The 4250-nt window shown below is 42.3% G+C and carries 4 protein-coding genes; all 4 read left to right on the top strand.

The window, feature by feature from the left end; translation table 11 throughout:
* Positions 1-206: 206 nt before the first annotated feature.
* Genes aroA through K4Z77_RS09600 form a run of 4 tightly spaced genes read left to right on the top strand, consistent with a single transcriptional unit; the run spans position 207 to position 4096 of the window.
* Positions 207-1490, top strand: a complete 1284-nt coding sequence (aroA, locus tag K4Z77_RS09615; protein WP_224219176.1) for a 3-phosphoshikimate 1-carboxyvinyltransferase — start codon at positions 207-209, stop codon at positions 1488-1490.
* Positions 1483-1959, top strand: coding sequence for a shikimate kinase (locus tag K4Z77_RS09610; protein WP_224219175.1), 477 nt, complete (start codon positions 1483-1485; stop codon positions 1957-1959). The genes aroA and K4Z77_RS09610 overlap by 8 nt, the downstream gene beginning before the upstream one ends.
* Positions 1956-2804 carry a prephenate dehydratase gene (pheA, locus tag K4Z77_RS09605; protein ID WP_224219174.1) on the top strand — a complete coding sequence of 283 codons (849 nt, stop codon included), beginning with the start codon at positions 1956-1958 and terminating at the stop codon, positions 2802-2804. The genes K4Z77_RS09610 and pheA overlap by 4 nt, the downstream gene beginning before the upstream one ends.
* On the top strand, positions 2801-4096 hold the full coding sequence (locus K4Z77_RS09600; RefSeq protein WP_224219173.1) for an LCP family protein: 1296 nt from the start codon (positions 2801-2803) through the stop codon (positions 4094-4096). Before pheA ends, K4Z77_RS09600 begins: the two co-directional genes overlap by 4 nt.
* The last annotated feature ends 154 nt before the right edge of the window (positions 4097-4250 follow it).

Raw genomic sequence — 4250 nt, 5'->3', positions numbered from 1 at the left:
GTAGACCTCATTTCTAACTCAAACGTCTCACACTTAATTCCACCATAAAAATCCGTTTTAGACTAATTTCCACTTTGGTCAGGTGAGTGGAAGTTACTTTGAGAAGTTACCATAAGAAAATAACTATCATAAAGTCAGAAATTTTTAAGGAATTTCTGGCTTTTTATGATAAAATAGGTAAAAGTATTGCAAGTATGAGGTCCAGTATGAAACTAAAAACAAACATTCGCCACTTACATGGCAGTATCCGCGTTCCAGGTGACAAGTCTATCAGCCACCGTTCCATTATCTTTGGAAGTTTGGCTGAGGGTGAGACTAAGGTTTATGATATTCTGCTAGGTGAGGACGTCCTTTCAACCATGCAGGTCTTTCGTGATCTTGGTGTAGAGATTGAGGATAAAGACGGTGTCATTACTATTCAAGGTGTAGGCATGGACGGCCTAAAAGCTCCGCAAAATGCCCTTGATATGGGAAATTCTGGAACCTCGATTCGCCTGATTTCAGGTGTCCTTGCTGGCGCAGACTTCGAAGTAGAAATGTTTGGAGATGATAGTCTTTCCAAACGTCCTATGGACCGTGTGACTATTCCACTGAAAAAAATGGGCGTCAGCATTTCAGGGCAAACTGAGCGAGACCTGCCTCCCCTTCACTTAAAAGGGACGAAAAACCTAAGACCTATTCATTATGAGTTGCCTATTGCTTCTGCCCAAGTCAAGTCAGCCTTGATGTTTGCAGCCTTGCAGGCTCAGGGGGAGTCTGTTATTATCGAAAAAGAGTGCACCCGTAATCATACTGAAGATATGTTGCAACAATTTGGTGGTCATTTAAGTGTGGACGGTAAGAAAATCACAGTCCAAGGGCCACAAAAACTGAATGGACAAAAGGTGGTTGTTCCAGGAGATATTTCCAGTGCAGCCTTTTGGTTGGTCGCAGGTTTGATTGTTCCGAATTCTCGTGTAGTACTTAAGAATGTAGGTATTAACGAAACGCGTACAGGTATCATCGATGTCATTCGTGCCATGGGTGGAAAATTGGAAATGACTGAAATTGACCCAGTCGCTAAATCTGCTACCTTGATTGTTGAATCTTCTGACTTGAAAGGAATAGAAATTGGTGGCGCTTTGATTCCACGCTTGATTGATGAATTGCCCATTATTGCTCTTCTGGCTACCCAAGCACATGGTGTAACAGTTATCAAGGATGCTGAGGAACTTAAAGTCAAAGAAACAGACCGCATTCAGGTTGTGGCAGACGCTTTAAATAGCATGGGAGCAGATATCACCCCTACAGTAGATGGAATGATTATCAAAGGGAAATCAGCCCTTCATGGTGCTAGAGTCAATACATTTGGTGATCACCGTATCGGCATGATGACGGCTATCGCGGCCCTCTTGGTTGCTGATGGAGAAGTGGAGCTTAATCGTGCAGAAGCCATCAATACCAGCTATCCTAGCTTCTTTGATGATTTGGAGAGCTTGATTCATGGCTAAGGTATTACTCGGATTTATGGGGACTGGCAAATCGACTATTGCAAGAGGCTTGGACCCAGATTATCTCGATATGGATGCTCTGATAGAGAAGCGCTTAGGTGTGTCCATTGCGGAATTTTTCGCGGAAAAGGGAGAAGAAGCCTTTCGTCAGATAGAGTCTGAAGTCCTGGCTGATTTACTACAAAGAGATCAAGTTGTGTCAACTGGTGGGGGAGTGGTTATTTCTCAGCGAAATCGTGACTTACTCAAGACTAATACAGATAACATCTACCTGAAAGCAGATTTTGAAACCCTCTACCAACGTATCGCAGCTGATAAGGACAATCAGCGTCCGCTTTTTCTAAATAATAGCAAGGAAGAATTAGCAGCTATTTTCCAAGAAAGACAGGCTTGGTATGAGGAAGTGTCTAGTCGGGTTTTGGATGTGACCAAGCTAAGCCCAGAGGAAATTATAGAGGAACTGAGATGAAAATTGCTTATCTAGGTCCCAAGGGATCATTTTCACACCACGTTGTGCAGACAGCTTTTCCTCATGAGGAATTGCAGGCCTTTGCCAATATTACAGATGTCATCAAGGCCTATGAGCAAGGCTTGGTGGACTATTCTGTGGTGCCAGTTGAAAATTCTATTGAGGGTAGTGTTCATGAAACCTTGGACTACCTTTTTCATCAGGCTCGCATTCAAGCAGTTGCAGAAATTGTTCAGCCCATTCATCAGCAGTTGATGGTGGTTCCGGGTCACACTAAGATTGAAAAGATTTTTTCTCATCCACAGGCCTTGGCTCAAGGAAAGAAATTTATCGATGAACAGTATCCAGAGGCTCAAATTGAGGTGACTGCTAGTACAGCCTATGCGGCCCGCTTTATTTCCGAACATCCAGACCAGCCTTATGCAGCCATTGCACCTAGAAGTTCTGCCGAAGAATATGGCTTAGAATTAATTGCTGAGGATATTCAGGAAATGGAAGCTAATTTCACACGTTTCTGGGTTCTGGGAGCTGAAGGTACAGCTATTCCTTTGCAAGCACAAACTGAAAAAATGAGTTTGGCCTTGACCTTACCTGACAACCTTCCAGGTGCACTTTATAAGGCACTGTCGACCTTTGCTTGGCGAGGAATTGACCTGACAAAAATTGAAAGTCGGCCACTCAAGACAGCACTGGGAGAATACTTTTTCATTATCGATGTGGACTATGCTGATAAGGACCTGGTTCACTTTGCCCAAAAAGAATTAGAAGCCATCGGAATCCAGTATAAGGTTCTGGGTGCCTATCCTATTTATCCAATATCAGACCATGGAAAGGAGAGAAGATGAGTAAAGAAAATCCCTTAAGCCACCACGAGCAGTTACGTTATGACTATCTCTTTAAGAATATTCATTACCTCAATGAGCGAGAAAAAAAAGAGTTTGCTTACTTGCAAGACAAATTAAATAGGGCAAGTAGTGACGCTCCCTCAGAAAGTCAAGAATTGACCGAGGATTATAGAAAGACAAGTGCTAACACTTCAATTCCTTCTTACAATAGTCGTAGTCGTTCTGAGAGATACCAGAAAATCAATTCTCTTCCAAAGAAAAAAACTAAAAAGCGGAAGCTACGTTGGGGGCGCATTTTTGCAGGATTACTGGCTATCTTAGCTTGTCTAGCATTGGGTATGATTTTTATGTTCTTAAAAGGTTATACCAATGCTAATCCAGATAAAATTGCCAATGCCAGGGCAGCTCAAGTAGAAGTCTTTAACGGTCAAGACACAAGAGATGGAGTTAATATTTTGATCATGGGTACAGATGGCCGAATCGGTCAAAATAGTGCTGAGACGCGGACGGACTCTATTATGGTATTAAATGTTGGCGGTTCGGATAAGAAAATTAAGTTAGTCAGCTTCATGCGTGACAATTTGGTTTATATAGACGGTTACAGTCAAGTCATTAACGGTAGAAAACAAACGGATAACAAGTTAAACGTAGCCTATGAGTTGGGAGAACAAGAGGGGCAAAAAGGGGCAGAAATGGTTCGTCAAGTTTTGAAAGATAATTTTGATTTGGACATTAAGTACTATGCCTTGGTCGATTTTCAGGCCTTTGCTACAGCGATTGACACACTTTTCCCTGATGGGGTGACAATTGATGCTCAATTTTCAACATTGAATGGGCGTCCACTAACAGAAGCTACAGTCGGAGATGATTTACACGCTACTGAGACTGAGTCTCCAACCCAAACCATCAAAGTCGGAAAACAGCAGATGAATGGCTCGACCTTGCTCAATTATGCTCGTTTCCGTGATGATGATGAGGCGGATTACGGCCGTACCAAAAGACAGCAACAAGTACTGACAGCAGTTCTTCAGCAAATCAAAGATCCAACCAAGCTCTTTACAGGCTCAGAGGCACTTGGCAAGGTCTTCGGAATGACCTCAACGAATGTTCCTTATAGTTTCTTATTGACCAATGGTTTATCCTTCCTAAATGGAGCACAAAACGGCATTGAGAGATTAACAGTTCCAGAACTGGGTGATTGGGTAGATGCCTATGATGTCTATGGAGGCTTGGGCTTGCTGGTCGATCAAAATAAATATCAGAATAAATTGTCTCAGATGGGTTTGAGATAAGATAAGACAGAAGAATCAAAGTTTGATAGCTATTTATCTAGGGTAAATTCCCAAACTAAGTTCCACCGCTAATCCAAGTGGAAGTTAGTCTGATAAAAATTCTAAAAACCAGTGGAAATCCGTGTCAGGGTAAGTTCCACTAGTTTTAATCATG

This window comes from Streptococcus mitis subsp. hohhotensis, from assembly GCF_020089495.2.
GTDB lineage: Bacteria > Bacillota > Bacilli > Lactobacillales > Streptococcaceae > Streptococcus > Streptococcus hohhotensis.
Note: the sequence above shows the minus strand (reverse complement) of the source record. Positions and strands in the feature narration are given on the sequence as shown.